Genomic DNA, 26,089 nt, shown 5'->3' on the forward strand with positions numbered 1-26,089 from the left:
GAACATGGCAAGCGCGAAGCCCCGCACCCGAGATCGCGCGCTCTATGTCGAGATCTTCATCGACGCCCCGCTCGACCGGGTATGGGAGCTGACGCAGGATCCCACGCAGCACGCCCGCTGGGACGCGCGCTTCAGCGCAATCCATCCCACGACGGTCCGGGAAGACGGGGCGCAGGAGTTTCGCTACGAACTTGGGCTCGGTGTGCACACGATCCGGGGGACCGGGGTCTCGCTCGGCGAGAAGCGGGCGGCTGGAGGATCCCGCACCTCGGCGCTGTTATTCACCACCGAAGATCCACTCTCGCCACTCGGCACCGGCCGCGGGTACTGGCGCTACATTCCCGAGGGCGATGGCGTGCGATTTATCACCGGCTACGACTACGCTCCCGGCTGGGGATGGTTGGGGAGGATCGCAGATCCCCTCCTCACCCGCAGATTCGTCTGGTGGCTGACGGCGTGGAGCTTCGATCGCCTGCGGATCTGGGCCGAAGACGGCGTCGAGCCTGAACGGATCGGCTGGTGGCGCGGCTGGTTCGGCGGCGTACGCGCGCGGGCGGGGAGCTGCCGATCACACCCGTCAGCGAGCCGTGCAAAGGCGGGCGCGCAGTCTGTGGGCGAGAGCAGCACAGGCAGCGAGCCACCAATTATGGACGACGCCCCTGCCTCACTCGCGAGGCTCAGTCTCTCCACACCGAGCACACCCTTGCCCGCCCCAAGCACGCCCGAGGACCAACGACCGTGACGAGCACAGCACCCCTCACTGAGAGCATCTTCGCCCGAGCCCTCGGCAGCGAGTTCGATCGCCTGCATCCACAGATGCAGCGTCGTTTCGGGGTCGGAACGGGCCCCGGATACGCCTGCGTTGGCCGCGGGGTGATGCGCGAGATCCGGCAGGGACCGTGGTGGGTGCGGCCGTTTCTGCTGCTGGGCGCGACCCGCAACATCATGTTCCCTGAGAGCGGCAGGGGGTTACCGTTCCAGATCGACAACTATCCCTACGTTGACGGATTCGGGCGGGAAACGGTGACGTTCGTTCGCACCATGGAACTTGGCCGCGGCAGGCGGCGACGCTTCGACGCGACGATGATCTACAGCGAGGAAGCGGGGCGAATCGTCGACTATCTCGGCACCCATCAGCACCTCGCGGTCGACCTCGATCTCTCGGTGACGGACGAAGGCGGCTTGCGGCTCGTCTCGGGCGAGCAGCGATTCTACGAGGGCTGGATCGCGTTCCGCTTCCCCGCATTCTTCACCGGCCGCGCGTACCTCACTGAGTACTTCGACGACGCGAAGCAGAGCTACGTGATCGACCTCGAAGTGCGGCACTCCCGGTTTGGGGTGCTCTTCGGCTATCGCGGGGAGTTCACCTGTTCGTTCCCCGCCGCAGGTGAGGCTGCGGGAGCCGTCGCGGGGGCGTTGAAGCCGTACCGTGAGGAGCGGCGAGAGTGAGCGAGGCATCAGGAAGCGCGCCCGTGCCCGGTGCGCCCGTGCCCGGAGGATCGGTGTTTCTCGGGGCACTCGGGGCCGAAGCATCGCGGCTGCACCCCGAGGTGCGGCGATACGCCGCGGGATCGGGTCTTGTTGGAGGGGCCGTCGAAGTACTCGGTGAGTTTGAAGTGGCAGGGAGCCGTTTGCGGTGGCTGAACCTGTTGGCGCGGCCGTTCGTCGGGCCTCACCTCTTCGTGACCGCTTTCGAGCGGCAGGTGCCGTTTCGCGTGGTCAACTCCGTCGCTTGGGAGGCCGGCGCGGGGCTGGGGCTGCAGGCGGAGCGCATTTTTCATTTCGGTGCGGGGGATCAACGCTTCGTCGACGTGTTGCTTCCGGGCGAGACCCCGGGCACCCTGCGAAACAGGCTGGGGAGTGCGCGCCGGGTTGAACTCGAGCTGCGCTGCTCGGTGACCGCTGCCGGGCACCTGCGACTCGTCTCGGAGCGTGCGTGGCTGCGGTTCGGTCGCGTGCGTCTCCGGCTGCCCGCGCTGTTGTCCGTAAAGGCGGACGTCGTCGACGGGTATGACGATGCGGCGCAGCGCAACATCGTTGAGGCGCGGGTGCGCAGCCCCTTGCTCGGCACGGTGCTTGAGTACCGCGGATCCTTCCGGCACCGGCCTGCGGAGGCTTGAGAGCGCAGTCTCATCCTGGCAGGCCCCGTCGTGGACGCCCCCAAGTGCGCCCGCCCCTCCAGCGGCGCCCCGCCCCTTCAACGGCGCCCCGCCCATCCGGAGGCGCTCGCGGCGACGGACCGGCTTACGTCGTCTTCACCCCCCCATTTTTCTCATCCGACCCTTGCACGGCCCGAACAAGGCTCAGGATAAATAACTGGGGGCGTTTGGGATAGGCGAGTGTGCTCCCCAAAGGCGCAAACCTAGGAAGCACGCCGGCATCCTCCACAACAGCGCTCACCACCGTTGCGCCGAGCCCCAAGTCACACCACGCTGCTGACATGACAATCGACTTCAGCCCAGCAACCATTGAACAACGTATCCGGAGAGCGAGCGCGGCGATCCTGCTTCGTCGCGAGGTCGTCGGCCTCGGAGAACTCAGCGACGGCGAGCTCGCAACGAGAGTGCTCTCCAAACGCCTCACGAGGCTGGCGCGGGGCGCCTACATCGATCACCTGGAATGGTTGAAACTCTTCCCCGATCAGCGCCTTCTCGCGGTGACACTCGCGCACGCCAAGCTCAGGCGCGGCCGCGGCTGGATCTTCGCCCGAGAGTCAGCGGCTGCGCTCTGGGGTCTGCCGCTCTTCGGGCTCGACAGCCTGCGCGTGCACCTGAGTGTCAATCCGGATTCGGCAGGGAGGTCCACCCGTCCCGTGGTGCGGCACGTCGAAACACTGGCCGATGACGAGCTCGTCGAGATCGCGGGCGTGCGATTCACGAGTCTCGAGCGAACGGTGCTCGATTTGGCGCACTCCGCCAAGGCCGAGCTCGCGATTGGGGCGCTCGATGCCGCCGTGCGTTCGCTGTTTCAGATGGATCGCGGCCGGGAGGTCGCCGAGTTTGAGCAGTGGCAGGCCGACACGCTTGGCTCATTCAAGGGAAGCTGGCGGCCCGGTGTGCGGACTGCCCGAGTGCTGCTCGGACTTGCAGACGGGCGAGCCGGGTCAGTGCTTGAAAGCGTCAGTCGGTTGCATCTCGCGCGGCTCGGGGTGCCGCACGAGGTGCAGGTGCCGGTGTTTGCGGGGGAGCGGCTGAGGTACTGGATGGACTTCGAGCTGCTGGGGCAGCAGGCGTTTGGAGAGGTGGATGGGGCAGTGAAGTATCTGGACCCTGCGCTTCGAAATGGGCTGAGCGCGGCGGAGGTCGTTCTCGCCGAGAAGCAGCGCGAGGATGAGGTGCGCGGTATCACTGGGAAGCGCGTCGTGCGCTGGGACGCGGGGCATCTGCGAAGTGCGCGGGATCTGGGCCGGCGATTGGCTGGCTTCGGAATCCACGTCCGGCTCGGCTGACAGCCCGCGCTGGCGGTGGCGCTGCCTGCGTGGCTGCGTATCCGTCTCTCAGCCCGTCCCAACTGCCCCGATTTTTCCTTGGTGAGCCTTTTGCGGGCCGAATTGCAGTCAGAACAGATTAATCGGGGAGGAGCGGACGCGGCAGGGGCGCAGGGGCGCAGGGCGCAGGATTCCAGGGCCGCAAGCGCCGCGCGCACCCCCGCAGCGCACCCCAGAAACGCCTGTGGCCCCCTCGCCGAAGCGAGGGGGCCACAGGGCTGAGCGTGTCAGATCATTAGATCTTCGACGAAGCGTCCTTCAGAACGCTGCGGAGGATTCCGCCGATCTCAGCGAACTCAGCCGGACCAATGGTCAGCGGCGGAGCGAGCTGGATGACGGGGTCTCCACGGTCGTCGGCGCGGCAGTACAGGCCTGCGTCCCACAGCGCGGGCGACAGGTAGTCGCGCAGCAGACGGTTCGACTCTGCCTCGTTGAAGGTCTCCTTGGTCGCCTTGTCCTTGACAAGCTCGATTCCGAAGAAGTAGCCCTCGCCACGCACGTCACCGACGATGTCGATGTCGAGCAGCTTCTCGAGCTCGGCACGGAACAGCGGGCTGTTCTCGCGCACGCGGCCGTTGAGGTCCTCTTCCTCGAAGATGTCGAGGTTCTCGAGAGCCGCAGCAGCTGCCGCCGGGTGACCAGCGAAGGTGAAGCCGTGGTAGAAGGTGTTCTCTTCCGAGTTGAAGGGCTCCGACACCTTGTCCGAGACGATCATGGCGCCGAGGGGGACGTAGCCCGAGGTGATGCCCTTCGCCGAGGTGATGATGTCGGGCTCGTAGCCGAGTGCCTTCGAAGCGAAGAAGTCGCCGACGCGGCCGTACGCACAGATGACCTCATCGGAGACGAGGAGCACGTCGTACTGGTCGCAGATCTCGCGAACGCGCTTGAAGTAGCCGGGGGGAGGCGGGAAGCAGCCACCCGAGTTCTGTACGGGCTCAAGGAAGACTGCTGCAACGGTGTCTTCGCCTTCGAAGAGGATAGCCTCTTCGATGCGGTTCGCTGCCCACTGGCCGAACGCCTCGATGTCGTTGGCCGGAGCGCCCATCTCCTCGGCACGGTAGAAGTTCGTGTTCGGCACGCGGTGACCACCGGGGGTCAGCGGCTCGTAGAACTTCTTCATGTCGGGGATACCGGTGATCGCAAGAGCTCCCTGCGGGGTGCCGTGGTAGGCGACCGAGCGCGAGATGACCTTGTGCTTCATCGGCTTGCCCTTGATCTTCCAGAAGTGCTTCGCCAGCTTGAAGGCTGACTCAACAGCTTCGCCACCGCCGGTGGTGAAGAAGACCTTGTTCATTTCGCCGGGTGCGTACGACGAGAGACGCTCCGAGAGCTCAATGGCTGCGGGGTGAGCGTACGACCAGAGCGGCATGAAGTCGAGCTGCTTCATCTGCTTGGCAGCTGCGTCGACGATGCGCTGACGGCCGTGGCCGGCGTTCACAACGAAGAGGCCTGCGAGGCCATCGATGTATTCCTTGCCAGCGGCGTCGTAGATGTGGTGGCCCTCGGCGCGCGTGATGACGGGAATGCCGTCGTTGAGCACCTTGCGGTTGGTGAAGTGCGGCCACATGTGGCGCTTGGCCGAAGCCTGCAGCGCGGCAGTGTCGACCGCAGCAGTCGGATCGAAAGACATGGTTATCTTGTTCCCCAGTCGTATTTTTGTTTGTTGAGTTGGAGGTAGACGAACGTCTCAGTGGTTGAGACGCCATCGATGTCCCTGATCTTTTCGTTCAGGAGCTCGATGAGCCCGTCGTCGTCCTCACAGACAACCTCGGCGAGGATGTCGAAGGAGCCAGCGCTCAAAACGACGTAGCTCACTTCGGGCAGTTCAGCGAGGCGGTCGGCGACAACCCGGGTATCGCCGGATACGCGAATGCCGAGCATTGCTTGTCGGTGGAAACCGAGTCGCATCGGGTCGGTCACGGCAACAATCTGCATGACCCCGGCATCCGTGAGCTTTTGCACCCGTTGCCTGACGGCGGCCTCGCTGAGTCCGACCGCCTTCCCGATCTCCGCGTACGAGCGGCGACCGTCGAGCTGAAGTTGCTCGATGATCGCCTTCGACGTTGAGTCGAGGGCAGGGATGCTTGGTTTACTGCTCACGCTTCTGATTCTGGCAGTTCGAACCGGAAATAGCAAAGGATTCCGTTGTTTGGGTGCTTCTTTTCTGCGTATATGCCCGCCGTACTCGGCGGAAGCGCCCGTTTTGGGTTCGGGATTGCGCGCGGGATCCCGCGCAGGATCGCGCCCGAGCCGGGTCCTGGCGCGCCGGTGTGGAATTCGTTGTGATTTAGCGAAATGGCCTACGAATCCGCAGCATTTTCCGTTTTGAATGTCTGTTAGGTGAACGAAGTTTCGAAACGCGGTGGTTTTTCTTGGTCTTTGCTTGAAGGTATGGAATAGTTCCTTGAACTACCAGGGGGAGGGCCTTCCCTTTTCCTGGCTTGGGAAACAGTTGTCGCACCGGAGCGAAAAGGTCTGTGCGACTCCTGCGTATTAAAGGAGAGCACATGACAAAGACGTTTACGCCCGCCGCCAAGCGCGGCGGATCGCTCAAGCGCAACCTGGGGCTCTGGGCCATCGTCGGTCTCGGACTCGGGTACATGACCCCCACCGTCGTCTTTGACACCTTCGGCCTCGTCGCCCGCGACACGAACAACGTGGTGCCACTCGCGTACCTCGTTGCCCTCATCGTGATGATGTTTACTGCGGTGAGCTACGGCAAGATGAGCGGCGCGATTCCGAGCGCAGGATCCGCATACACCTACGTGCGCGAGTCGATCCACCCGAACGCCGGCTTCATGGTCGGCTGGACCTCGCTCATCGACTACATGCTGCTGCCGATGGTGAACTGCCTGATTATTCGCAGCTACCTCGAGGCTGTCTTCCCCGGCACTCCCGGCTGGATCTGGGTGGTGCTGTACTGCATCCTCGTCACCGGAGTCATCTACTTCACGATGCGCGGTACCTCGAACCTCAACATGGTGCTGCTTGTGTTCTCGATCGTCGTCATGGTCGTATTTGTCGTGATGGTCTGGGCGCAGCTCCGTGATGGCGAGGGCGCAGGCTCGATCGCCTCGACGCAGCCCTTCTTCCATGAGGGCGTGCAGATGAGCGCAGTGCTCACCGGTGCCACAATCGTCTGCTTCTCGTTCATCGGCTTCGACGCGGTGACGATGTACGTCGAGGAGGCGAAGAGCCCGAAGATTGTTCCGCGCGCGATCCTCCTCACCGTCGTTCTCGGTGGCGCGATCTTCCTCGTAGCCGGCTACTTCACCCAGCTCCGCTTCCAGAACTGGGAGGTCTTTGCACCGGACGGCGACATGCAGTTCGTTGAGGACTCGACGCTGCCGCTCATCGGCCAGTTCGTTGGCGGCCCCGTGCTCCAGGCCGTGCTCACCGCGGCTGGCTTCGCCGCGACGCTCGCGTCGGGCCTCGCCTCGCACGCTTCGGTGTCGCGCATGCTGCTCGTGATGGGCCGCAACAACGTGCTCCCGAAGAAGTTCTTCGGACACATCAACGCGAAGACGCACACGCCCACCTTCAACATTGTGCTCACAGGCGTCGTGAGCCTGCTCGCGATGGCCTTCACGCTCGAGATCATCTCGGCCTTCATCAACTTCGGCGCGCTCATCGCGTTCACCGCCGTAAACGTGTCGGTGATTGCCTGGTTCGCGATCAAGCAGGGTCGCCGCAAGACGCCGAAGGACATCTTCAACTTCATCGTGATGCCCGGCATCGGCATGATCCTCACCGGCGTGCTCTGGGCGAACCTCAGCCTCGGCGCACTCATCGGTGGCGGCGCGTGGGCAGCGCTCGGCTTCGTCTACCTCGTGTTCCTCACCAAGGGCTTCAAGAAGAAAGTCTCGGCGTTCGACGAGATCCAGCCCGTCACCGGGTACAACAAGGTTCCCGAGGGCCTCGACGCCGACTAGGCGCGACGAACGTCTCCAGCGCGAACTACGGGCGGGGAGTGGCTTCGGCCACTTCCCGCTCTCGTGTTTCGCGGGCGGCCCGCCGCGCGACCGGGTCAAACAGCGGCAGCGTAATTCCGCACAGCGGCCCGATGAGCAGCGCGAAGGCGACGGTGCCAAGCCCGACGTTTCCGCCGAGCAGCCAGCCGAATGCGAGCACGGTGAGTTCGACGGCGGTGCGCCCGATCCAGATCGGGGTGCCGAATCGCTTGTGGATTCCGGTCATCAGCCCGTCACGCGGGCCGGGCCCTAAGTGCGCGCCAATATAGATGCCGCTCGCGACCGCGAGCAGCAGCATGCCCGTGGTGAAGAACACGATGCGCAGCCAGAGCGCTTCGGGCGCGGGGAGCAGCCAGAGCCCGAGGTCGATGCCGGGGCCGACGAGCAGGATATTGAGTACCGTGCCGAGGCCGGGTCGCTGTCGGAGGGGGATCCAGAGCAACAGCACCGCGGCCCCAATGACGTTGGTGAGCAGCCCGATGCTCAGCGGGGTGTGCTGCGCGACCCCCTGCGCGAACACCGTCCATGAATCGACGCCGACGGCTGCGCGAATCATGAACGCGTCGGCGATCCCGTAGAGCAGCAGGCCGGGGATGAGACGCGCGAGTCGAGAGAGCATCTGATCAGTCCACTCGTATTTGGCCTGGTGCTCAAGAGGCCACTCTGCATAGAGTGGCTTTATGATTGCGCAACGGCTCACGGCACGACGGCTCGTCCAGCTCCTCGGAGACTGGCGGGGCGCGGGGCACAGCTACCTCGAGCTCAGCGAGTCGATCGCGCTCCTCGTGCGCGATGGCACGGTCCCCGCAGGCACCGCCCTCCCCGCCGAACGGCCGCTCTCGGACACCCTCGGCGTGAGCCGCACGACCGTGAGCGCGAGTTATCAGCGGTTGCGCGAACGCGGCATCGCTCATTCGCGCCAGGGCTCCGGCACCGTCATCCGAGCGCCGCGGGGGATCGCTGCCGAAACCGAAGCCGGCGGAGACGGCGAGATCGACCTCACGACCGCCTGCCCAGCGCCCTGGCAGGGCCTCGCGGCGCTCAGCGCCCGGGCCTTCGCCGAGCACCCGGAGGCGTTCCAGCTGCTTGGCTACGACACCATCGGCCGGCGCGACCTGCGGCAGGCAATCGCAGATCGGTACAGCGCCCGCGGGCTGCCGACGGCACCCGAGCAGATCATGGTGACGCTCGGCGCGCAGCACGCAAACTATCTCGTCGCGCGCACTCTGCTGCGTCGCGGCGACCGCAGCCTCATCGAGTCACCGAGCTACCCGAACGCGCGAGAAGCGCTCGTCGCGACGGGTGCGCTCGTGGCGGAATTGCCCGTGGCCTCCGACGGCTATGACAGCGCGAGCATTCTTGATATTGCTCGGCGCACCTCGCCCCACCTTGCGTACCTCATTCCAGACCATCACAATCCCACGGGGCAGAGCATGCCCGAGGAGCTCCGCGCCGAGCTCATCACCACGCTCACGGCCCAGGGCGCATACGTGCTCGCCGACGAGACGACGGCGGAGCTCACGCTCGGGCGGGCGGGGCTCGTCCGGCCGTTCGCGGCGGCAGCCGAGCACGCGCATCAGCAGGACGCGATTATCACTGTCGGTTCGCTCGGAAAAACGGTGTGGGGTGGGCTGCGCATCGGATGGATCCGCGCGGCCCCAGAGCTCATCGCGCGCCTCGAGGTGTCACGGCGCATTGGCGATCTCGGCACGGGAACCTGGGAGCAGGTGCTCGCGCTACTCGCGCTCGAACAGTACGACGAAATTCTTGCGGCCCGCGCAATCGAGCACCAGGCGCAGTACCGTGCCCTCGCGGAGCAGGTCGCCGCGCACTTCCCGGAGTGGACGATGCCCCGGGTGCGGGGCGGGGTGAGCACGTGGGTGGATCTCGGCGGGCACCACTCGACGAGGCTCGCGCGTGCGGGCGCGCGGCACGGGGTGCGGATCGCTCCGGGGCCGCGGTTCGGGAGCCCCGGAGTCTTCGAACGCTTTATTCGTTTCCCGTTCTCGGCCCCGGCCGAGGACCTGCGCGAGAGCGTGCTGCGCCTCAGGGCGGGCTGGGACGCCGACACCGGGGCTGACCGCTCGGTGCTTGCGGCGCAAACCGTCATCTGACCGCCGGGCGTCGGAGGAGTGCGCGCGAGGGCGTTCGGGCAGGTAAAGTTAAGCCATCATGCTCGAACAGGACTTCTCCGCCCGGATCCGCTCGCTCCGCGCCACCTACGCCGATATCGCGGAGGTCACCGACCTCCCGAAGCTCGACCGCGAAATCGCGGAGCTCGAGGAGCAGGCTGCAGCGCCGGATCTCTGGGATGACCCGGAGGCGGCGCAGAAGGTCACGAGCGGGCTGTCGCACCGCCAGGCGCGCGTGCGCAAGGTACGCAGCGTTGAGACACGCATCGACGATGTCGAGGTCCTCGGCGAGCTCGCCGAGGAAGCCGGCGATGCCGATACGCAGGCCGAGGCCGACGCTGAGCTCGCCTCAATCGAGGCGTACGTGCAAGACCTCGAGGTGCAGACGCTGCTCTCGGGGGAGTACGACTCGGAGTCGGCGGTCATCACGATCCGCTCGGGCGCGGGCGGCGACGACGCCACTGACTTCGCCGAGATGCTGCTGCGCATGTACCTGCGCTGGGCAGAGGACCACGAGTACCCGACGAAGGTGCTTGACACCTCGTACGCCGAGGGGGCTGGCATCAAGTCTGCGACCTTCGAGGTCGATGCGCCCTACGCGTTCGGCACCCTCTCGGTCGAGGCGGGCACGCACCGGCTCGCCCGCATCAGCCCATTCGGTTCCGCCGATAAGCGGCAGACGAGCTTCGCAGCTGTCGAGGTGATCCCGCTGCTCGCGGCGGCGACCGAGGTCGAGATCCCCGAAAACGACATCCGCGTCGACGTCTATCGCTCGAGCGGCCCCGGCGGCCAGTCGGTGAACACCACCGACTCTGCCGTGCGCATTACGCACCTTCCCACCGGCATCGTGATTTCGATGCAGAATGAGAAGAGCCAGATCCAGAACCGTGCGGCCGCGATGCGCCTGCTGCAGACCCGCCTGCTCGTGCTTCAGAAAGAGCAGGAAGCGGCGAAGAAGAAGGAACTCGCGGGCAACATCACCGCGAGTTGGGGCGACCAGATTCGCTCCTACTTCCTCTACGGCCAGCAGCTCGTGAAGGATCTGCGCACGGGCTTCGAATCGACCCAGCCCGACGCGGTGTTCGATGGCGACCTCGACGGCTTCATTGCCGCTGGAATTCGCTGGCGCTCACTCAACAAATAGGTCACGCTAAGCCCCTCCGGTGAGACTCCTCGGTTGCCACAAAGGTTGCCGAGAATGCCCGAGACTCGCGCGCGCCTCAGCCCGTATTCACCAAAGGACGCGTAGTCTCTGTGGCGTTATGATCCTCTTTGAAAACGTCACCAAGAAGTACCGCGGCACGCAAAAGCCCGCGCTCGACGGGATCGACCTGAAAATCGATCGCGGCGAGTTCGTCTTCATTGTGGGTGCCTCCGGTTCAGGCAAGTCGAGCTGCCTGCGGCTTATCCTGCGCGAGGATCGCCCGACCTCCGGCCAGATCCACGTCGCCGGCCAAGACCTCAGCAAGATTTCCTCGCGGAAAGTGCCGTATTTCCGGCGCGGTCTCGGCAATGTCTTCCAAGACTTCCGCCTGCTCGCGAACAAGACCGTGTTCGACAACGTTGCCTTCACCCTGCAGGTGATCGGCAAGTCGCGTGGCTTCATTCAGGAAGCCGTGCCCGACACGCTCGAAATGGTCGGACTCACTGGCAAGGCCAAGCGCTTCCCGCACGAGCTCTCGGGCGGCGAGCAGCAGCGCGTCGCAATCGCGCGCGCAATCGTGAACAAGCCAGCCATTCTGCTCGCAGACGAGCCGACCGGCAACCTCGACCCAGCAACCAGCCTCGGCATCATGCAGCTGCTCAAGGCGATCAACGCCTCGGGCACCACCGTGGTCATGGCGACGCACGAGGCGACGTTCGTCGACATCATGCAGCAGCGCGTCGTCGAGCTGTCGCAGGGCGTCGTCGTGCGTGACGACGTCGAGGGCGGCTACGGGCACACAGCCTCGATCCCGATCGCAGAACTCACCGACACCGGTGCCCGCGTGCTGCGCACCTCCGAAGAAGTGGTGCGCGCCGCGCTCGCTCCCGACGTGGAGCGCATCAAGCAGCAGGACGCGGCCACAGCGGCGGCAGCAGCGGCGCTCATCGAGCCGCTCCCTTCGGCCGCTGCCGACCCGACCCCGGAGGTCATTGAAGACCCACTGGCTACCCACCTCGAGGAGGCGAGCGACCCGAACATTCCGCCACCCGAGGACGAGGCGGTGCCGGGCAAACGCATCCCCGCCTTCCTCGAACCCGAAATCGAGTCCGAGGCCGAAGCCGACATTGAGAGCACCATCCAGGTGGCGCAGTCCGGCGGATTCGCCGAACGGCTCGGTCTGAGTGACGACGACCAGGGGAATGTGGGGCCCACCCGATGAGATTCAGACTCGTATTTGGCGAGGTGTGGAGCGGCCTGCGCCGCAACCTCTCCGTTGTGATCTCCGTGGTCCTCGTGACCTTCGTCTCCCTCACCTTCGTGGGTGCCGCGATTCTCATGCAGCAACAGGTGCAGCAGATGAAGTCGTTCTGGTACGACCGCGCCCAGGTCGCGGTTTACCTCTGTACCTCCTACGACAACAGCGCCACCTGTGACGGAACCGACGCGGGCGAGGAACAGATCGCCGCGATCGAGGCGGCGTTGAACGACGAGATTCTTGCGCCCTATGTCGACGACTACTTCTTCCTTGACCACGACCAGGCCTACGAAGAGTTCACGCAGCAGTTCGAGGGCAACCCGATCCTCGATGTGACGAGCGCCGAGCAGCTCAACCAGACATTCTGGGTGAAGCTGAAGGACGCATCGAAGTCGCAGATCATCATGGAGACCTTTACCGGAATCCCCGGCGTGCAGAGCGTGAAGGACCAGCAGAGCCTGCTCGACCGGATCTTCCTGTTCCTCGGCGTCGCGAGCTACACCGCAATCGGAATCGCCGGCCTCATGCTCATCGCGGCCATGCTGCTGATTTCGACGACGATCCGCCTCTCCGCGTTCTCGCGCCGACGAGAGATCGGCATCATGCGACTCGTAGGTGCGTCGAACAGATTTATTCAGACACCCTTTATTCTCGAGGGGATCATTGCGGCGCTCATTGGGGCGGTGCTCGCGGGGGCGGCGTCCGTAGCGATTGTGAAGTTCTTTGTGCAGGGCTTCCTCGTACGAGAAGTGCCGTTCACGAGCTACATCACTGTCGAGCAGTCGCTGATTGTGCCGCCGATATTGATCGCGCTCGGCGTGATCCTCTCCGCGATTGCCGCGAAGATCGCGATCACGAGGTACCTGCGCGTCTAGCTCAGCTGTGCCGGGCACCCGTGTCGAACGGGTGCCCGCACGGCAACGGCGCGTGGATCCGGCGCGGAGTGGTTCGCCCGTCGGGGCGCCGCTCCGCTAGGCTGGATCATTGCGCGCACCCGCGCCAGACTGCGAGAGGAAGTGACCATGCCCAAGGAAACCGGTGAGAAGCTCATCGCTTCGAACAAGAAGGCGCGCCACGATTACCTCATCTTCGACACGTTCGAAGCCGGGCTGGTGCTCACGGGCAGCGAAGTGAAGTCGCTGCGTATGGGGCGCGCCTCACTCGTTGACGGATACGTCTTCATCGAGCGCGGCGAGGCCTGGCTTGACGCCGCGTACATTCCCGAATATCTCAACGGTTCGTGGACGAACCACTCGCCCCGGCGCAAGCGCAAACTGCTGCTGCACCGCAAGCAGATCGACAAGCTGCACGACAAGACTCGCGAGGGCGGCATGACGATCGTGCCGCTCCGGCTCTACTTCCTCGACGGCAGGGCGAAGGTCGAGATCGCGCTTGCCAAGGGCAAGAAAGAATACGACAAGCGGCAGACCTTGCGCGAGCACCAGGACAAGCGTGAGGCGGAGCGCGCCATGCGGCAGCGCAACCTCACGGGCGAATAGGCGCACCTATGGCGGATCGTCTGCGGCAGGTCGCCGTTGTCATCCTTGACGGTGCGAAGCCGCTCGATGTTGGAATTCCGGCGCAGGTGTTCACCACCCGGCCGAGCATGCCCTACGAGGTGCGGGTCTGCGGCGTCGTTCCCGGCCTCGTCACCGGGGGAGACGGGCTCTCGTACACTGTCGAGCACGGCCTCGAGGCGCTCGAAGACGCTGAGCTCATCTTCATCCCCGGTTACCGGTACCCTGACCGCGAAGAGCCGCCTGCGGCCCTCGTCGCGGCGCTGATTGCGGCGCACGAGCGCGGCGCTCGGATCGCGGCGATCTCGACCGGGGCGTTCGCGCTCGCGGCGACGGGACTGCTCGATGGCAGACGCGCGACGACCCACTGGCACTACTCGCGGATCTTCGCCGAGCGCTTCCCGCAGATTCAGGTGAACGAGAGCGTGCTGTTCGTGGACGAGGGATCGGTGCTCACCTCCGCGGGCGCGGCTTCCGGTATTGACCTCTGCCTGCATATTCTCCGTGGCGACCTCGGTATGGCGACCGCAAACCATGCGGCCAGGCGGCTCGTCGCTGCACCCTACCGGAGCGGCGGGCAGGCCCAGTTTGTGCGCCGCAGCGTGCCGCCGACGATTGGGGAACGGTTCTCGACGACCCGCGAGTGGGCGCTCACCCACCTCGATGAGCAGCTCACGATCGAGACGCTCTCGCGGCACGCAAACGTCTCGCCGCGGACCTTCTCGCGCAGGTTCCGCGAGGAGACCGGATATACCCCGATGCAGTGGGTGATGCGGGCGCGCATCGATCTCGCGCGAGAGCTGCTTGAGAACACCGATTTCGGGATCGACGAGATCGCGCTGACCGTCGGGCTGGGCTCGGGGGCGAACCTGCGGCAGTTCTTCCGGCGTGTCCTGGGCACGACTCCGAGCGAGTATCGGCGCACCTTTACGCAGGGCGAATAGCTGGCTCTTCCCAACTGAAGGTGTAGACCTCGGCGGTGAGGATCGCTCAACAGCCATGACCTCAGCGAGGTCATGGTGTTTTTGCGGTAAATTGCTCATGACTTCGCTGAGGTCGTGGCTTGTGAGCAACTCGAGCCGGGTAGCGAATGGGGGATGCCGCACTCGTTACGACTCATCGCCTATGCCGCCGCACCTTCAAATACGCAGGGCGAATAGCCGCTCGGGCGTGGTGGCCTAATCCTTTCGCGAGTAGGCATTAATGCCACTTGAGGGCGTGTGTCTTCGCCATGAGAATGGATGGAGTACCCCTAGAAGTCCGAGAAAGATGGATAAATGACCTCTCGTATCGCAATCAATGGTTTTGGCAGGATCGGCCGCGGCGTACTCCGCGCGATCCTCGAACAGGGAAGCGATCTCGAACTCGTCGCAGTGAACGATCTGGGCGACGGTAACGCGCTCGCGCAGCTGTTCAACTTCGACTCCGTGTATGGCCGCGCGAAAGAGCGCATGAGCTTCGTAGACGGCCACCTCGTCGTCGGCGATCGCAAGATCAAGATCCTCGCCGAACGCGAGCCCGCGCAGCTGCCCTGGGGCGAGCTCGGCATCGACGTTGTCGTGGAATCAACCGGTCGCTTCACCGCGGCGAAGGATGCTGCCAAGCACCTCGAAGCCGGCGCAAAGCGCGTCCTCGTCAGCGCCCCCTCGAAGGGAGCGGACGTGACACTCGCCTTCGGCGTGAACACCGAGGCCTACGACCCCGAGAACCACCGCATCATTTCGAGCGCCTCGTGCACCACGAACGCCCTCGCCCCCGCAGCGAAGGTCCTCAACGATCTCGCCGGTATCGAACAGGGCTTCATGATGACGGCGCACGCCTACACGGGCGACCAGAGCCTCGTCGATGGCCCGCACAGTGACCCGCGCCGCGCCCGCGCCGCAGCGATCAACATTGTGCCGTCATCCACCGGTGCCGCAAAGGCGATCGGCCTCGTGCTCCCAGAACTCGACGGCAAGCTGCAGGGCGACGCACTGCGCGTGCCCGTGCCCGTTGGTTCGATCGTCGAGCTCACTGCGATCGTGTCGCGCGAGATCACCCGCGAGGAACTGCTCGCCGCCTACCAGGCCGCAGCCGAGGGCCCGCTGAAGGGCGTGCTTGCATACTCGGAGGATCCGCTCGTGTCGAGCGACATCGTCGCCGACCCGCACTCCTCGATCTTCGACTCAGAGCTCGCTCGCGTCGACGGCAAGCTCGTGAAGATCTCAGCCTGGTACGACAACGAGTGGGGCTTCTCGAACCGCGTCGCCGAGACGCTCGTCTTCCTGACCAAGTAGCCGGCTGGCGGGCGCGAGGCTTTGCCGCTTTGCTGCGTCGCCGTTTCGTGACTTCGCCGGTTTGTGACTTCGCCGCTGGCGGACGGGCCCTCCTGGTGACCACGCTGCAAGCCGTGGTAACCTGGAGGGCCCGGCTGGTCCGGGAACCTTGAGAACTCAATAGTGTGTGATGCGAATGTCCGCGGGTCGCCTGGCGATCCGCACAGACGGGGCCGATCGGTTTCGACACGTCGATTTGAGACTGTGAGAAGCGGGCCGAGGACGCGGAGTTATCTCGTAAACGCCCTTCGCAAACCATAGGTGCCACTTCAAAGCGCACCGACTTCGCTCTCGCTGCCTAAGCACGAGACCGAGTCCGTCAGGCCGGGTGTGCCTCCGCCCCGGTTTCCTGGCGTCATTTAGGAGGCTTGCTGGTGTGTTGCGTGTCAGGGCACATCGGGACTTTTACTGGGACTGGGCCTGTCATCCTAGATGTTCGTAGCAAAGAATGGGGCCGAGTAGAACGTTTTAACGAACTACGCTCGTAGAAGGCATGGAATCGTCGAAGTGGACCGGGGTTCAATTCCCCGCGGCTCCACGGACATCAGCATCACTCACTGAGTTTTCACCAGAAGGCCGCCCGTTTGGGCGGCCTTCTTGCGTTGCGGGGCGGCCCTGCCCTGCCCTGCCCTGGCCGATCGCGAGCGCTGAGGAGGTATGTCCTCAGCGAGGTCATGGACTTTTTGCGGTCGAGAGATCCTGACTTCGCTGAGGACATGTCTTCTGAGCGCAATTCTGGGTGGGGGATCGTCGCCCTGCTCGGGGCCGGGCCGCCGAAGTTCACCCCAGCGCGGGGCTCGCGTGCTGGCCTCTAGCGAGAACTTTAGCAACCTGGGTTGACAGGGGCACTGAGTGCAACGTAGGTTGACAGTATGAACCTTGCAACACTCTCCGAACGGGCGACCGACGTAAGCGACCCGCGTGCGGGCCTGCGCGCCGTCGTTTCGCTTCGTGCGCTCGCCGACTCGCTCGAACTCCGACAGGTTGAGGCGGCGCTCGCTGCCGGAATGAACTGGCAGGCAATCGCCGACGCGCTCGGCGTGAGTCGACAGGCCGTGCACAAGAAGTACGCCAAGCGCGTCGATCAGCGTCTCCTGAACGCGAGGAGCCGCGCATGAGTAAATTCACCGCATCGGCGGCAACGATGTACTCGCTCTCGCTCGCCGGAATGGAAGAGGCCTCAAGAACAGGGCTGCGTGACGCCGACCTCGAACACCTGCTGCTCGCGCTCACGATGACTGAGCAAGACGCCGGGAAGGTGCTGCGCGGGGCGGGCGTCACGCTTGAGGTGACACGGGAGGCGGTTGCCGAGCAGCACGCTGAGCAACTGCGTGCGCTCGGAGTGGATCACGAGCCCCCGCAGCCCGGGCCCATCGTGTTTCACGAGACCGGTGGGTACGAGTGGACGGATCGCGCGCAAGACGTATGGAAGCGGGCGAGCAAGAACGGCCTCTCGGGCGATGCCTCGGCGGTGCTTCGTGCGCTTCTCGAAGAGCCGAGCGGCCTCATCGAAGCGGTGCTCGAGCGTCTCGGCGTGACCTCGGGTGAGCTGCTTGCGCGGCTCGCTGCCGCGGAGCGAATCCCCTCCTTCGGGGAAGCTCCGAGGCCCGCGAGGGGGCCCTACAGCCGCTCGCTCAGCTCGTTTGTGCCCGCCCCGATCGAGTCGGTGTGGGCGCTGCTCGCCGATCCAGCGCGAATGCCCGAGTGGGACGAACTCATCGGCGTTGTGCACCTACCCGATGAGCTGGGGGAGAGGGCCCTCCAGTCTGGTGATGCGTGGGGAGCCGAGGTGGTGACCCACTTCCCTAACGGAAAGCCGAACAAGCAGCCCTCCGCTCGGCGACGGCTCCGCATCGAACTCCTGGCGTTCGACGAGCCTGGGCTGATCTCCTGGCAGCTCACCTTCCCGGCGGAACCCACCTTGAACGCGCGGCGGATCACCATATCGCTCGAGCCGGCTGCAGGCGGCACGCAACTTCGCGTGACCTTCGAATGGGTGCCAGCTGCGCAGCGTAGGCGAGTCACGCCGGTGCGGAGGGTGCAGCGTTTCTTGCTGAAGCCAGCAACGAGTTTCGCCGTATGGCTGCAGGCAACGCGGGTCGGTTCGGGGATCAGTCGGGCACTGCGCTCGGGGGCTGAGGCCTGAGTGCGTGGGGTCGACTCACGCCGGGTGGTGGCGAGGGGCGGAGGAGGCGCGGCGGGGCCGAAGCTCGTATCGTCGTCGCTTGTTCAGCGAATCTGCCGGCACTAGGATTCAGGGAAAGCGCCTAGGAATACCCTGGGCTTTTCCTGTGCTGCTGAGATCAATCTCGGCGCGCTCGCCGCCAACGGTGGGCCGACGAAAACGATGCTGCCGGGTGACGGGTCGAAGCTCATCGACGCGATCGACACGGTCACCGTGTACGAAGCGCTGGATCAGCGCGGCGTGAGCCGCCCGCAGGGGCCGAGGGCTGACATCGGCGCGGTCGAGGTGGAAGCGCCCGTTGAGAATGACGTCGTGACGCTCGACAAGAACATTACGGTGACCGAGGCCGAAGATGCGATCATCACCGCTCTGCGTACCGGCCAGGCGGTGGGCGCGGCCTCAGTGACGCTCACCGCGGTCGACGGGACCGCGGTGTTCGAGACCGACTACTCGCTGCAGAGCGGCACAGTCGAGTTTCCGGCCGCCGCGGATGCCGCAGCCCAGCAGACAACACTCGCGTTCCCGACCGTTGCTCGTGCTGGCAAGCAGGGGGACCGCATCTTTACGGTGACGCTCTCGGTGCCGTCGGAGGGCGCAGAGCTCGGCGAACCACAAACGGTAACGGTCACGATCGTTGACAAGGGCGAGCAGGCGCCGGGACCCGATCCGGATCCAGATCCAGATCCCACGCCGACGGCACCCGCTGGCGACAACGACCTGTCGGTGACCGGCGGCGAACTGAACGGTTGGCTGATCGGCGGTACGCTGCTGACGGTGCTGCTCGGCGCGGCCCTCCTCACCAGGCAGTGGATCGCCGCCCGTCGCTAGGCGTCGCGACGGCAAGTCGCTGGCCCCCGCACTGTGTTCCCTGACGATGAGGGTGCCGTGCGGGGGTACACGCATCGTCGGTCGCGGGGGCGCGAAGGCAAAGCTTGCGCAATTGCGCAATGGTATCTATAATTGAGAGAGTAGCGCTTCGTTCGGCGAGGCTCCTGCGTGAACACAGTCCGCTCATCCCACGACGTCGAGAGACGCCCAGGCTGAGGACAGGCCCTCCCGGCTTAAGGGTCGGCCCCAAGCGGATTCCGGCAAGCGGATACGTCACACAGTGCCAAAGCTCTGACGTGGAGGTGTGGCGAGAACCTCATGGTTCCGGCCTGCTCGTCCTGGCGGGCGCTGCCGAACCGAGGAGGTGACGCCGTGGACGAAGACAGTCGATCATTCACCCCGCGCGGCCTCCGTGCGCGAGCAGCAGCCGGTCAGAGCTGAAGCTCACGCCTGAGCTAAGAGCTAAGAGCTAAGAGCCAAGAGCGTTGCGCGGCCAACCGAGAACACCTCGAGATCCTCTCCGCTTGATGACGCCCGCGCGGTCCGCTGCGCGCTGACACGGCGCATACCCGTACCCGAAGGGCTGCTTGCCATGAACTCGGCCACCTCCACCCCCACAGAGACCACCACACCGAAGCGTAAGCCGAGCGGCCGGCTGCCAGCCGCTGACACGCAGCTGCTCGAACGGGCCACAGCGGCGACCCCCGAGGCGGCTCTCGACCTTGTCGACGCCAGCCGCTATGGGCTCACCCCGCCCGAAGCGCGGGCGCGACTCGACCGCTGGGGCCCGAACCTCGTGCGCCACCAGCGACCACCGGCCCCGATCGTGCAGTACCTGCGCACGCTCCGCAACCCGTTCATTCTCATCCTCATCGGACTCGTCGCGATCATGTTCGTCACCGACGTGCTGCTCGCCGACCCCGAAGAGGGGGCGGACTGGATCGGCGTCATCACGATCGGCACGATGGTACTCGTGAGCTCCGTCATGCGGTTCTGGCAGGAGTTCAGGTCGAGCCGCGCGGCCGATCGGCTCGCGGCGCTCGTGCGCACGACCTCCGCCATCACTCGCCAGATCGATGGGGTGCCCGTGACCGGGGAGCGCCCCAACGAGGAGATCGTGCCGGGCGACATCGTCGAGCTTGCGGCGGGGGACATGCTGCCCGCGGACGTGAGGCTCATCCGCAGCACGGACCTGCAGGTGAACCAGGCGATGCTCACGGGCGAGGCGATGCCCGTCGAGAAGCGGGTGATTCCGCTCGCGGTAACGAAGGATCCGCTCGAGGCAGAGAACCTCGGCTTCATGGGAACCTCGGTGGTTTCAGGATCCGGGACCGCGCTCGTGTTACAGACCGGCGACCGCACCGCCTTCGGGAATCTCGCGGCGTCGATCCAGGGTGCCCGGCCTCTCACCGCGTTCGACACGGGGATTCAAAAGGTCACCTGGACACTCATCAGGTTCATGGCGGTCGTCGTGCCCGCGGTGTTCATCATCAACGGCATCACCAAGGACTGGGGGAGCGCCTTCATGTTTGCGGTGGTGACCGCGGTCGGTCTCACCCCGGAGATGCTGCCCCTCATCGTCACCGCGAACCTCGCGAAGGGCGCGCAGATGATGTCGCGCTCCTGCGTCATCGTGAAGCGGCTGGCTGCGATCCAGGATCTCGGCGGCATGGACGTACTCGCGACCGACAAGACAGGGACGCTCACCGAGGACCGGATCGTACTCGAACGCCACCTCGATACCGCGGGGCACTCGAGCGACCGCACGCTCGGCTGGGCGACCGTGAACGCGCACTTCCAGACCGGCCTGCGCAACCTGCTTGACGAGGCTGTGCTCACCTCCGCCGGCGACGACCTCGACCGCGCGGTGAGCCGCTTCGAGCTCATCGACGAAATGCCATTCGACTTCGCCAGGCGGCGGATGTCCGTGGTCGTTGCTGAAGACGAGCACCTGCATGTCATCGTCACAAAGGGGGCGGCAGAGGAAATCCTCCGGATCTCCGAATGGGAGATGGTCGGCCTCGAGCAGCGCCGCCTCACCGCGGCGCGGCGCGCCGAGATCGAGGCGGTCGTCGCCGAGCACAACGCGCTCGGCATGCGCGCGCTCGGGCTCGCGATCCGTGACGTTCCAGTTGCCGGTCCCCGCAGCAGGGATATCGAGTACGCGGTCGAAGACGAGGTGCAGATGACGATGGTGGGGATCCTCACCTTCCTCGACCCACCGAAGGCCTCAGCGAAGCCCGCGCTTCGCTCACTCGCGTCGCACGGCATCGACGTGAAGGTCATCACGGGGGACAACCCGCTCGTCACCGCGACTGTGTGCCGCGAAGTCGGGATCGACGCCACGAACATCGTGCTCGGAGAGGACACCGACGCGCTGTCGCTGAAGGAACTTGCCGAACTGGCCGAGCGCACCCAGGTGTTCGCGAAGGCCAACCCAGCGCAGAAGGCCAGGATCATCGAGGCGATGCGCGAGGGCGGTCGCACGGTGGGGTACCTCGGCGACGGCATCAACGACGCGCCAGCGCTGCGCACCGCCGACGTCGGCATCTCCGTAGACACGGCGGTCGACATCGCGAAGGAATCCGCAGACATCATCCTGCTCGACAAAGACCTCACGGTGCTCGAGAACGGAGTGATGGAGGGACGCCGCACGTTCGTGAACACGATGAAATACATCAAGATGACCGCGTCGTCGAACTTCGGCAACGTATTCTCGGTGCTCGTCGCAAGCGCGCTGCTGCCGTTCCTGCCGATGATCCCGATCGTCGTGCTGATCCAGAACCTCTCCTACGATCTTTCGATGCTCACGCTCCCGTGGGACAGGGTCGACAACGAGCAGATTCGGTCGCCGCGAAAGTGGGAGTCGAAGACCCTCGCGCAGTTCATGCTGCGCATCGGACCGCTCTCGTCGATCTTTGACATCACCACGTTTGCGCTCATGTGGTTCGTGTTTGCGGCGAACTCGACAGATCAGGCCGCGCTGTTTCAATCGGGCTGGTTCGTCGAGTCGATCATCTCCCAGACGCTCATCGTGCACCTGTTGCGCACGCGCAAGATCCCCTTCATCCAGTCGCGGGCAAGCGCGCCGCTCATCATCGCGACCTCGCTCGTGTGCCTGTTTGGGCTCATCCTCCCGTTTACCGGCTTCGGTGCCGCTGTCGGGCTTGTGGCGCTGCCCTGGAGCTACTTCCCGTGGCTCATCGGCACCCTTGCGACCTACTGCGTGGTCGTGCAACTTGCGAAGCGCGCCTACGTGCGGCGCGTCGGGAGCTGGATCTAGTTCTACGGCTTCCGCCCAGCGGCGGGTGCGAGGTCTCACTCGCGCCCGCCGCTTGCGTACGCCGAAATCTTATTGTGTGTGAAAGGTAATTGACCATGGATTTTCTCGATCTTGCTCTCCGCATTTTTGCGGGTCTCGCGCTCGGGGCCGCGATCGGCTTCGAGCGGCAACTGCGCTCCCGCACCGCCGGGGTGCGCACGAACGCGCTCGTGAGCCTCGGCGCGGCGCTGTTTGTCATTATGGGGGCGTTTAGCTTTACCGAGTCAGGGGCCGACCCCACGCGCGTAGCCGCCCAGATCGTCTCCGGCATCGGCTTCCTCGGCGCAGGCGTCATCATGAAGCAGGGTGCCTCGATCTCCGGCCTCAACACGGCGGCGACGCTGTGGGCATCGGCCGCGGTCGGCGCGCTCGCGGGCGGCGGCATGCTGCTTGTCGCGGTCGGGGGCACGGTAGCGGTGGTGCTCTCGAATATCCTGCTGCGGCCGCTCGGGCGGCTGCTTGACAGGGCAGGCGGGGCGGCATCGCGCGAGCCCGTCGCGACCGAGTATGAGTTCGTCGTCCGCTCGTCTGCGGCGGCAGAGGTTGCCGTTCGCGCCCAGGTGGTGACGGCGCTGCAGAACCCGGAGTTCACCGTGCACTCGCTCGAGGCAAACGACGTCTCGGAGGGGATCGTCGAGTTCACCGCCACCGTCGTGTCGCTCGAGCGGAACGATGCAGCGCTCGAAGCGGCGATCGCCGACGTGATCCCTGTACCCGAGGTGACCAGTGTGCGCTGGACGGCGCAGGAGCTCCGCGGCGAGGACTAGCGGGCACCCACTGAATCCTCCCCGCCCCTATTAATCCAGACCGACTCCTGCGAAGGCCGAAAACGGGTCGGAATGGATTAAACGGGGGCTTGCGGGTGCGTGGGCAGCGGGAATCTGGGTGCAGGCTGAGCCCGGCCCGGCCCGGCCCGGCCCAGCTCAGCCCAGCCCAGCCCAGCGCTGTGCGGATGCGTGCAAGCCCCGGCGCAGCTGTTTAGCGGGCGCGGCGGGCGCTCAAGAAGCGCATGAGCGCGGCGATGAGCCGCCAGCCCACGAGCATCGCACAGAGCGTGAGCGTCGCGACGATCACGAAGGGGAGAGCGGTGCCCTGGCCGACAAGCGCGCGGAAGAGGAGGCCGAGGCCGGCGGATCCGATCCAGAGCGGGATGCCAGTTCGCAAGACCGCGAGGGGTCGCCGCCACGCGAGCGTCACCAGCCACGCAATCGCGAGGCCCGCAAGGAACGGCCAGGCAGTCTCAAAGAGTCCGGCAAGCGTCGCCTCGCGGTCGTGGCTGCCGCGGCCGAGCGCCGCAAAGGTGATGACGAAGGCGGCGTCAAGCAGCAGCGCGCCGATGGCGATCCCGGCGGAGGTGTGCTGCGCGGGGGCTTGCTGCTCAGGGGATCGTGAACTCACAGTGTGGTCGACTCTATTCATGTCTCGAGGGGGAGCTAGCTGCGGGGAGCGGCGACGGCCGCGACTACTGCGTCGTGCAGCGCGCCGTTCGTTGCGAGCGCGCTGCCGTTCCACGCGCTTTCGTTGCCGTCGATATCGGTGAAGCGTCCGCCGGCCTCGGTGACGATCGGCACGAGTGCCGCGAGGTCATAGGCCTTCACATCGAACTCGGCGACGATATCGACGAGCCCCTCGGCGAGCAGCATGTATGACCACATGTCGCCGTAGGCTCGGTCGCGCCAGACCTGCTCTTCGAGCGCGAGCAGCGAGTCGAGGTAGCCCGCACCCCGCCACTGGTTGATCGACTGGAAGCTCAAGGAGGCGTGCTCGAGCTCGCTCACACCCGATACCTCGAGTTTGCGCGGGGCTTCCCCCGCGTCTTGTCCCCATGCGCCGCCGCCGAGTTCAGCCCACCAGCGCGCGCCGAACGCGGGGGCCGACACGACGCCGACGGTCTGCACGCCGTCGATTTCGAGGGCGATCAGCGTTGCCCAGTTCGGAACGCCGCGGAGAAAGTTCGATGTGCCGTCGATCGGGTCGAGGATCCAGCGGCGCGATCCTCGGTCTGCGCGCCCAGATTCCTCGCCAAAGAAGCTGTCTTCGGGGCGCTGCTCTTCGATGCGCTGCCGAAGCGCGTTTTCGACGGCCTGGTCGGCGTCGGTGACGAAGGTTCGGTCGGGCTTCGTGTCGATCCGCAAGTCCGCGGAGCGGAAGCGGGGGAACGAAATGGAATCTGCGAGATCTGCGAGCTCAAGCGCGAACGCGAGATCAGCGGAGGGGATCGCGGGGGCTGCGGGCTGCTCAGACATTGTTGCTCCGTGAGAGTTCGACGAACAGGGCTGGTGGCGCGGGCCCGCGCGAAGCGCCGGCTGCCGAATACCAAAATCAGGTTAGCAGAGGGGGAGTTGGCGGCTGTGGGCGCGGCCTCGAAGCACCGCGGTGGCTGCGCGGTGAGATCGCAAGGCAGTGGCCGCCGCGACCCGGACGCGCTCACGCGAGAAAGCAAAAAGGCCCGAGATCGTGATGATCTCGGGCCAATCTGTGCGCCCTCACGGGCTCGAACCGTGGACCCGCTGATTAAGAGTCAGCTGCTCTACCAACTGAGCTAAAGGCGCATGTTGCGCTCGGCAACGGAACTACATTACCACGGGCAAAATCACGCACCAAATCAGGGCAGGATTATTCGGTATCGCGGGCGTGTTGCGCCGTCTCGAGGCCCTTGCGCCGGCGGCGGGCGCCCGGCATCAGGATGGCCGCGGCGACGACCACGGCGAGCAGCGACGCGACCATGACGGAGAGCCGGGCGGTGTCGACATCGCTCGGGTCGGTGAAGCTCAGCTCGGACACGAGCATCGCGACCGTGAAGCCGACGCCCGCGAGTGCACCCACGCCAATGATCTCGCTCCAGCGCACATTTGCGCCGAGCGTTGCGCGGGTGAAGCGCGTGAGGAGCCAGGTGGTGAGCGTGATGCCGAGCGGCTTGCCGATGACGAGGCCGAGCAGGATGCCGATCGCGACGGTGTCGAACGGGAAGCGTGATGCGCCGCCGAGGGGCACGCCCGCTGCGAAGAGCGCGAACACTGGGACCGCGATGTAGGCCGAGAGTGGCTGGAAGCGCGAGTTCAGGGTCTCGGCGACCTCGCCACCATTCTTGCCGCGGACAGGCACGAGGAAGGCGAGCACGACGCCGGCGATGGTCGCGTGGATCCCCGAGTTGTAGAACAGCGCCCACGTGATGATGCCGAGGGGGAGGAGGATCAGCCACGCGCCCCACTTCGACTGCGCGAACCACTCGCCGCGCCAGCGCACGAGCGCCGCGAATACGAGCGCGGGCAGTACCGCGATGAGCAGCGGCATGAGGTTCACCCCGTCGGTGTAGAACACCGCGATGATGGCGATCGCGATGAAGTCGTCGACGACGGCGAGGGTGAGGAGGAACATGCGCAGGGCAGGGTTGATGCCGGGCGCGATGAGCCCGAGGACGGCGACTGCGAACGCGATATCGGTCGCGGTCGGGATCGCCCAGCCGTGCATCGTGGTCGTGCCCGCGTTCACCGCGAGGTAGATGCCCGCGGGGAAGAGGACTCCGCCGACAGCGGCGGCCACGGGCACGATTGCGGTGCGGGGGGATCTGAGGTCGCCCTCCACGAACTCTCGCTTGAGTTCGAGGCCGACCATGAAGAAGAAGATCGCGAGTAGGCCGTCGGAGGCCCAGTGGCCCACGCTCATGTGCAGGCCGAGCGCCTCGGGTCCGAACTCGAAGTTGCGCAGCTCAAGGAACCAGTCCGCGATGGGGGAGTTCGCCGCGACGAAGCCGATGAGGGCGGCGACCATGATGATGAGGCCGCCGAAGAACTCACGGCGCAGCAGCCGGTTGACCCGGGCGATTTCGCGCTTGCTGTAGTAGGAGAACAGGCGCCGCCGCTGCGGCCGCTGGCTCTTCGCGTCTGGCGCGTGCGGGATCGGTGAAGTGTGGGTGGGGCCCGTCATTGG

At 65.5% G+C, this 26,089-nt stretch carries 23 protein-coding genes, 1 tRNA gene, 1 other RNA gene and 1 riboswitch; of the genes, 18 read left to right on the top strand and 7 right to left on the bottom strand.

Annotated features, from left to right (window positions below):
* Positions 1 to 4 precede the first annotated feature (4 nt).
* The 4 genes from ACI1US_RS00285 to ACI1US_RS00300 all read left to right on the top strand — a co-directional run bounded on the left by ACI1US_RS00285 (position 5) and on the right by ACI1US_RS00300 (position 3,448).
* Complete coding sequence (locus ACI1US_RS00285; protein WP_461637215.1) at positions 5 to 742, top strand: SRPBCC family protein; 738 nt, start codon at positions 5 to 7, stop codon at positions 740 to 742.
* The gene (locus ACI1US_RS00290; protein WP_461637217.1) at positions 739 to 1,449 is read left to right on the top strand and encodes a DUF4166 domain-containing protein; all 711 of its coding nucleotides are present in this window, start codon (positions 739 to 741) and stop codon (positions 1,447 to 1,449) included. Before ACI1US_RS00285 ends, ACI1US_RS00290 begins: the two co-directional genes overlap by 4 nt.
* On the top strand, positions 1,446 to 2,120 hold the full coding sequence (locus ACI1US_RS00295) for a DUF4166 domain-containing protein (protein ID WP_461637219.1): 675 nt from the start codon (positions 1,446 to 1,448) through the stop codon (positions 2,118 to 2,120). The genes ACI1US_RS00290 and ACI1US_RS00295 overlap by 4 nt, the downstream gene beginning before the upstream one ends.
* Before the next feature lie 320 nt (positions 2,121 to 2,440).
* Entirely contained in the window at positions 2,441 to 3,448 is a 1,008-nt protein-coding gene (locus ACI1US_RS00300) for a hypothetical protein (RefSeq protein ID WP_461637221.1), read from the top strand.
* A gap of 274 nt (positions 3,449 to 3,722) precedes the next feature.
* Here ACI1US_RS00300 and ACI1US_RS00305 read toward each other — a convergent pair whose 3' ends face one another.
* Together ACI1US_RS00305 and ACI1US_RS00310 are read right to left on the bottom strand one after the other, a co-directional pair.
* A complete protein-coding gene (locus ACI1US_RS00305) occupies positions 3,723 to 5,117 on the bottom strand; it encodes an aspartate aminotransferase family protein (RefSeq protein WP_416549775.1) in 1,395 nt (464 codons plus the stop codon).
* Positions 5,118 to 5,119: 2 nt separating this feature from the next.
* Complete coding sequence (locus ACI1US_RS00310) at positions 5,120 to 5,587, bottom strand: Lrp/AsnC family transcriptional regulator (RefSeq protein WP_416549774.1); 468 nt, start codon at positions 5,585 to 5,587, stop codon at positions 5,120 to 5,122.
* Between the two features lie 407 nt (positions 5,588 to 5,994).
* Between ACI1US_RS00310 and ACI1US_RS00315 the strand changes: the two genes are divergently transcribed.
* Positions 5,995 to 7,419 carry an APC family permease gene (locus ACI1US_RS00315; RefSeq protein ID WP_416549773.1) on the top strand — a complete coding sequence of 475 codons (1,425 nt, stop codon included), beginning with the start codon at positions 5,995 to 5,997 and terminating at the stop codon, positions 7,417 to 7,419.
* Between the two features lie 25 nt (positions 7,420 to 7,444).
* Here ACI1US_RS00315 and yczE read toward each other — a convergent pair whose 3' ends face one another.
* A complete protein-coding gene (yczE, locus tag ACI1US_RS00320) occupies positions 7,445 to 8,077 on the bottom strand; it encodes a membrane protein YczE (protein WP_416549772.1) in 633 nt (210 codons plus the stop codon).
* Positions 8,078 to 8,138: 61 nt separating this feature from the next.
* Here yczE and yczR point away from each other — a divergent pair, with 61 nt between their 5' ends.
* The 13 genes from yczR to ACI1US_RS00385 all read left to right on the top strand — a co-directional run bounded on the left by yczR (position 8,139) and on the right by ACI1US_RS00385 (position 22,926).
* Positions 8,139 to 9,572 carry a MocR-like transcription factor YczR gene (yczR, locus tag ACI1US_RS00325; RefSeq protein ID WP_461637224.1) on the top strand — a complete coding sequence of 478 codons (1,434 nt, stop codon included), beginning with the start codon at positions 8,139 to 8,141 and terminating at the stop codon, positions 9,570 to 9,572.
* A gap of 58 nt (positions 9,573 to 9,630) precedes the next feature.
* The gene (gene prfB / locus ACI1US_RS00330; RefSeq protein WP_461637226.1) at positions 9,631 to 10,734 is read left to right on the top strand and encodes a peptide chain release factor 2; all 1,104 of its coding nucleotides are present in this window, start codon (positions 9,631 to 9,633) and stop codon (positions 10,732 to 10,734) included.
* 118 nt (positions 10,735 to 10,852) lie between these two features.
* Positions 10,853 to 11,956, top strand: coding sequence for a cell division ATP-binding protein FtsE (gene ftsE, locus ACI1US_RS00335; RefSeq protein ID WP_461637228.1), 1,104 nt, complete (start codon positions 10,853 to 10,855; stop codon positions 11,954 to 11,956).
* Entirely contained in the window at positions 11,953 to 12,867 is a 915-nt protein-coding gene (gene ftsX / locus ACI1US_RS00340; protein WP_461637230.1) for a permease-like cell division protein FtsX, read from the top strand. The genes ftsE and ftsX overlap by 4 nt, the downstream gene beginning before the upstream one ends.
* Positions 12,868 to 13,014: 147 nt before the next feature.
* Positions 13,015 to 13,491, top strand: coding sequence for an SsrA-binding protein SmpB (gene smpB, locus ACI1US_RS00345; protein ID WP_461637232.1), 477 nt, complete (start codon positions 13,015 to 13,017; stop codon positions 13,489 to 13,491).
* 8 nt (positions 13,492 to 13,499) lie between these two features.
* Complete coding sequence (locus tag ACI1US_RS00350; protein ID WP_461637233.1) at positions 13,500 to 14,453, top strand: GlxA family transcriptional regulator; 954 nt, start codon at positions 13,500 to 13,502, stop codon at positions 14,451 to 14,453.
* Between the two features lie 333 nt (positions 14,454 to 14,786).
* A complete protein-coding gene (gene gap, locus ACI1US_RS00355) occupies positions 14,787 to 15,785 on the top strand; it encodes a type I glyceraldehyde-3-phosphate dehydrogenase (RefSeq protein ID WP_416549770.1) in 999 nt (332 codons plus the stop codon).
* Positions 15,786 to 15,993: 208 nt separating this feature from the next.
* Positions 15,994 to 16,365, top strand: a transfer-messenger RNA (tmRNA) gene (ssrA, locus tag ACI1US_RS00360).
* Positions 16,366 to 16,696: 331 nt separating this feature from the next.
* Positions 16,697 to 16,942 carry a hypothetical protein gene (locus ACI1US_RS00365; protein WP_461637236.1) on the top strand — a complete coding sequence of 82 codons (246 nt, stop codon included), beginning with the start codon at positions 16,697 to 16,699 and terminating at the stop codon, positions 16,940 to 16,942.
* Positions 16,939 to 17,970, top strand: a complete 1,032-nt coding sequence (locus ACI1US_RS00370) for an SRPBCC family protein (RefSeq protein WP_461637238.1) — start codon at positions 16,939 to 16,941, stop codon at positions 17,968 to 17,970. The genes ACI1US_RS00365 and ACI1US_RS00370 overlap by 4 nt, the downstream gene beginning before the upstream one ends.
* Before the next feature lie 156 nt (positions 17,971 to 18,126).
* Positions 18,127 to 18,837, top strand: a complete 711-nt coding sequence (locus ACI1US_RS00375; RefSeq protein ID WP_461637425.1) for a choice-of-anchor Q domain-containing protein — start codon at positions 18,127 to 18,129, stop codon at positions 18,835 to 18,837.
* A gap of 140 nt (positions 18,838 to 18,977) precedes the next feature.
* Positions 18,978 to 19,146, top strand: a riboswitch (M-box (ykoK) riboswitch).
* A 283-nt stretch (positions 19,147 to 19,429) separates the two neighbouring features.
* The gene (mgtA, locus tag ACI1US_RS00380; protein WP_461637240.1) at positions 19,430 to 22,120 is read left to right on the top strand and encodes a magnesium-translocating P-type ATPase; all 2,691 of its coding nucleotides are present in this window, start codon (positions 19,430 to 19,432) and stop codon (positions 22,118 to 22,120) included.
* Between the two features lie 95 nt (positions 22,121 to 22,215).
* A complete protein-coding gene (locus ACI1US_RS00385) occupies positions 22,216 to 22,926 on the top strand; it encodes an MgtC/SapB family protein (RefSeq protein WP_461637242.1) in 711 nt (236 codons plus the stop codon).
* A 211-nt stretch (positions 22,927 to 23,137) separates the two neighbouring features.
* Here ACI1US_RS00385 and ACI1US_RS00390 read toward each other — a convergent pair whose 3' ends face one another.
* The 4 genes from ACI1US_RS00390 to nhaA all read right to left on the bottom strand — a co-directional run bounded on the left by ACI1US_RS00390 (position 23,138) and on the right by nhaA (position 26,086).
* Positions 23,138 to 23,557, bottom strand: coding sequence for a DUF3054 domain-containing protein (locus ACI1US_RS00390; protein WP_461637244.1), 420 nt, complete (start codon positions 23,555 to 23,557; stop codon positions 23,138 to 23,140).
* A 35-nt stretch (positions 23,558 to 23,592) separates the two neighbouring features.
* Entirely contained in the window at positions 23,593 to 24,405 is an 813-nt protein-coding gene (locus tag ACI1US_RS00395; RefSeq protein ID WP_461637246.1) for an inositol monophosphatase family protein, read from the bottom strand.
* A 233-nt stretch (positions 24,406 to 24,638) separates the two neighbouring features.
* Positions 24,639 to 24,711, bottom strand: a tRNA-Lys gene (locus ACI1US_RS00400).
* A gap of 64 nt (positions 24,712 to 24,775) precedes the next feature.
* Positions 24,776 to 26,086, bottom strand: a complete 1,311-nt coding sequence (gene nhaA / locus ACI1US_RS00405; RefSeq protein WP_461637248.1) for a Na+/H+ antiporter NhaA — start codon at positions 26,084 to 26,086, stop codon at positions 24,776 to 24,778.
* Between the last annotated feature and the right edge of the window lie 3 nt (positions 26,087 to 26,089).

This window comes from Leucobacter sp. BZR 635 (genome assembly GCF_048061935.2).
Classification (GTDB): Bacteria; Actinomycetota; Actinomycetes; order Actinomycetales; family Microbacteriaceae; genus Leucobacter.

What these genes read in the sequence shown, in the direction of transcription:
- ACI1US_RS00285 (WP_461637215.1), top strand. Translation starts at nt 5, where the DNA reads ATGGCAAGCGCGAAGCCCCGCACCCGAGATCGCGCGCTCTATGTCGAG.
- ACI1US_RS00300 (WP_461637221.1), top strand. Translation starts at nt 2,441, where the DNA reads ATGACAATCGACTTCAGCCCAGCAACCATTGAACAACGTATCCGGAGA.
- ACI1US_RS00305 (WP_416549775.1), bottom strand. Translation starts at nt 5,117, where the DNA reads ATGTCTTTCGATCCGACTGCTGCGGTCGACACTGCCGCGCTGCAGGCT.
- ACI1US_RS00315 (WP_416549773.1), top strand. Translation starts at nt 5,995, where the DNA reads ATGACAAAGACGTTTACGCCCGCCGCCAAGCGCGGCGGATCGCTCAAG.
- yczE (WP_416549772.1), bottom strand. Translation starts at nt 8,077, where the DNA reads ATGCTCTCTCGACTCGCGCGTCTCATCCCCGGCCTGCTGCTCTACGGG.
- yczR (WP_461637224.1), top strand. Translation starts at nt 8,139, where the DNA reads ATGATTGCGCAACGGCTCACGGCACGACGGCTCGTCCAGCTCCTCGGA.
- prfB (WP_461637226.1), top strand. Translation starts at nt 9,631, where the DNA reads ATGCTCGAACAGGACTTCTCCGCCCGGATCCGCTCGCTCCGCGCCACC.
- ftsE (WP_461637228.1), top strand. Translation starts at nt 10,853, where the DNA reads ATGATCCTCTTTGAAAACGTCACCAAGAAGTACCGCGGCACGCAAAAG.
- ftsX (WP_461637230.1), top strand. Translation starts at nt 11,953, where the DNA reads ATGAGATTCAGACTCGTATTTGGCGAGGTGTGGAGCGGCCTGCGCCGC.
- smpB (WP_461637232.1), top strand. Translation starts at nt 13,015, where the DNA reads ATGCCCAAGGAAACCGGTGAGAAGCTCATCGCTTCGAACAAGAAGGCG.
- ACI1US_RS00350 (WP_461637233.1), top strand. Translation starts at nt 13,500, where the DNA reads ATGGCGGATCGTCTGCGGCAGGTCGCCGTTGTCATCCTTGACGGTGCG.
- gap (WP_416549770.1), top strand. Translation starts at nt 14,787, where the DNA reads ATGACCTCTCGTATCGCAATCAATGGTTTTGGCAGGATCGGCCGCGGC.
- ACI1US_RS00365 (WP_461637236.1), top strand. Translation starts at nt 16,697, where the DNA reads ATGAACCTTGCAACACTCTCCGAACGGGCGACCGACGTAAGCGACCCG.
- ACI1US_RS00370 (WP_461637238.1), top strand. Translation starts at nt 16,939, where the DNA reads ATGAGTAAATTCACCGCATCGGCGGCAACGATGTACTCGCTCTCGCTC.
- mgtA (WP_461637240.1), top strand. Translation starts at nt 19,430, where the DNA reads ATGAACTCGGCCACCTCCACCCCCACAGAGACCACCACACCGAAGCGT.
- ACI1US_RS00385 (WP_461637242.1), top strand. Translation starts at nt 22,216, where the DNA reads ATGGATTTTCTCGATCTTGCTCTCCGCATTTTTGCGGGTCTCGCGCTC.
- ACI1US_RS00395 (WP_461637246.1), bottom strand. Translation starts at nt 24,405, where the DNA reads ATGTCTGAGCAGCCCGCAGCCCCCGCGATCCCCTCCGCTGATCTCGCG.
- nhaA (WP_461637248.1), bottom strand. Translation starts at nt 26,086, where the DNA reads ATGACGGGCCCCACCCACACTTCACCGATCCCGCACGCGCCAGACGCG.